The following is a 2,452-nucleotide window of genomic DNA, read 5'->3' on the forward strand; positions in this document are numbered from 1 at the left end:
CCCGGTCGTCGGTGGACAGGACCCGGAAGCCGGCGTACGAGCCGGTCGCGAGCAGCCGGTGCTGCACACCGAGGGTGCCGCCGGGCGGGTGGAAGCCGGCCGGGCAGTAGTGGCGGTACAGGTGCGTGGCGCGGCGGAAGAAGGCGCGGCGGTGGTGCACGGGCAGCCGCTCCGGACGCGCGGCGCTCCGCAGCACGACCGCGAACAACTGCTCGAACAACGCCTCCGACACGCCCCGTTCGGCCGTGGCCCTGGCGAGCACCAGCTCCACCTGGTCGAGCAGTTCGAGCTGGTGCTCGCCGGGCGCGTGCAGTCGGCTGCCCTGCCGGCGCAGCAGGTGGCGGACGCAGACCGTGCCCCGCAGTTCGGCCGTACGGTCGGCGGCGAGCGCGACCAGGCCGCTCCAGCCGAGGTCGGTGAAGTGGCCGATGGGGAAGATGAGTTGCCGCTCGGTGAGGAAGTCCCGGCGGTAGGCCGCGCTCCACGCCGGGGTCTGCGGACCGGTCGGGCGCACGACGGTCGTACCGCCCTCCCACCAGTGCGCGCGCTCGTGCGCGAAGTACAGGACATCGGGGTCGCCGGCCTCGCCCAGTCGGTCCGCGATCGCCTGCAGCGCGCCCGGCGCGAGCGTGTCGTCCCCGTCCAGGAACAGGACGTACGCCCCGTGCGCCGCCGACAGTCCCGCGTTGCGCGCGGCGCTCAGCCCGCCCGAGGGCGGCGACTCGACGGGGGTCACCCGGGTGTCCCTCGCGGCGTACGCGCCGCTGACCGCCCCCGCCGGTGAGTCCGCCGCCACCTCATGCACCGGAATCAGCTCGAAGTCACCGAACGGCTGACCGAGAACCGACTCCAGAGCGAGTGACAGACGCCCTTCGACACCGTACGTGGGGACGATGATGCTGAAGCGGGGCATTCTTTCCTTTCGGGGGCCGCGTGATGGGTCTGCGGGCGGGTGGGGCTGGTCGCGCGGTTCCCCGCGCCCCTGAGGGGTCTGCGCCCTTCAGGGGCGCGGGGAACCGCGCGAGCAACCACGACGGGCCCGCGCTGGGGGGTCGAAGGGGCGCAGCCCCTGGGGGATGGGACGGGTAGGGGCGGCGGGGGCGAGGAAAAGGCTGCTACGCCGACGGAAAGCTGCCCAGGTCGGGCCCCGGCACGGTGGCCAGCGGAGACGACGGGCGCGCCGCCGCGGCCGACGGGACCGGGTGGCGGTCGGCCGGCGGTACGAAGCCGGGCGCGGAGGCGTCGCCCAGCACGACCCGCCGCACCACCCGCTCCGCCGCCCGTCCGTCGTCGTACGGGCAGAAACGGTCACGGAACGCGGCCCGCAGCTGCGCGGACCGCGAGCCACGCCAGTGCCCCGTGGCGAAGATGTCGATCAGCTCGTCCTCGCTGCGCGCGACCGCGCCCGGCGGGAAGGAGCGCAGATCGAAGTACGTACCCCGGGCCGCCTCGTACGCCTCCCAGTCCTCGGCGTGGATCACGATCGGCCGGTCGAGGTTGGCGTAGTCGAACATCAGGGAGGAGTAGTCGGTGATCAGGGCGTCCGAGGCGAGGCACAGGTTCTCCACGCTCGGATAACCGGTGACGTCCAGGAGGCGGCCGTGCGCCAGGTCCGTCAGCGGGGAGCCGTACGCGTGGTGGGCGCGGGCGAGGACCACGAAACGCGGCCCGAGCTTGCGCAGCACCCGCTCCAGGTCCAGATGGGCAGGCTGTGAGAGGCGGTAGTCGCGGTGTGTGGGGGCGTACAGGACGGCGACCGCGCCCTCGGGGATGCCGAGGTGTTCGCGCACCCGGGCCACGTCGGTCGAATCGGCCCTCAGGAACACGTCGTTGCGTGGGGTGCCGTACTCGAGGGTCGTGTACGCGGACGGGTGGACGCGCTCCCAGACGAGCGTGGAGTGCCGGTTCCCGGACAGCACGTAGTCCCACTGGTCGCTGCCGCGCAGCGCGGCGGCGAAGTCCGTGCCACGCGCGGCCGCCGGCCGGTCCTGGAGATCGAGCCCCATGCGCTTGAGGGGGGTGCCGTGCTGGGTCTGCAGCAGCACCTGACCGGCCCGCTTGACCAGCCGCCGGTCGAAGTCCACGTTGTTGACCAGGTACTTGGACCGGGCGAGCGCCGTCCAGTACGCCATCGAGCCGGGGAGCACCCGCCGGGTCGCCACCGGGAGCGTGTGGTGATGCTCCGGACGCGCGACCCACGAGGTGCGCATCCCGGGGACGTACGTACGGAACGCGTTCTCCAGCGCGGCCGGGCTGCACGCATAGCCCCGGCCGTCGTACGCGGCGAACACCGCCCGGTCGGCACGCAGCGGGAGGAGGCGCTGGACGCGGTAGTGAAGGCGCAGTCCGGCCGCGCGGAAGAGCCCGGCCAGACCCCGTGCGAGGCGTCCGGCACCCCGGCCCAGCCGCGCTCCGGCCCACAGCGCGCGGTAGACGCGCCGGCGGCCGATCC

General features: G+C 73.8%; 2 protein-coding genes. Both read right to left on the minus strand.

The window, feature by feature from the left end; translation table 11 throughout:
* A partial coding sequence (locus AWZ10_RS16525) for a glycosyltransferase family 2 protein (protein ID WP_159058288.1) occupies nucleotides 1-913 on the minus strand: 913 nt, incomplete at its 3' end.
* Between the two features lie 202 nt (nucleotides 914-1,115).
* The coding region (locus tag AWZ10_RS16530) for a CDP-glycerol glycerophosphotransferase family protein (RefSeq protein WP_167365959.1) at nucleotides 1,116-2,452 on the minus strand (1,337 nt) is incomplete at its 5' end.

Origin of the sequence: Streptomyces europaeiscabiei, assembly GCF_001550375.1 — a bacterium.
Lineage (GTDB): Bacteria > Actinomycetota > Actinomycetes > Streptomycetales > Streptomycetaceae > Streptomyces > Streptomyces europaeiscabiei.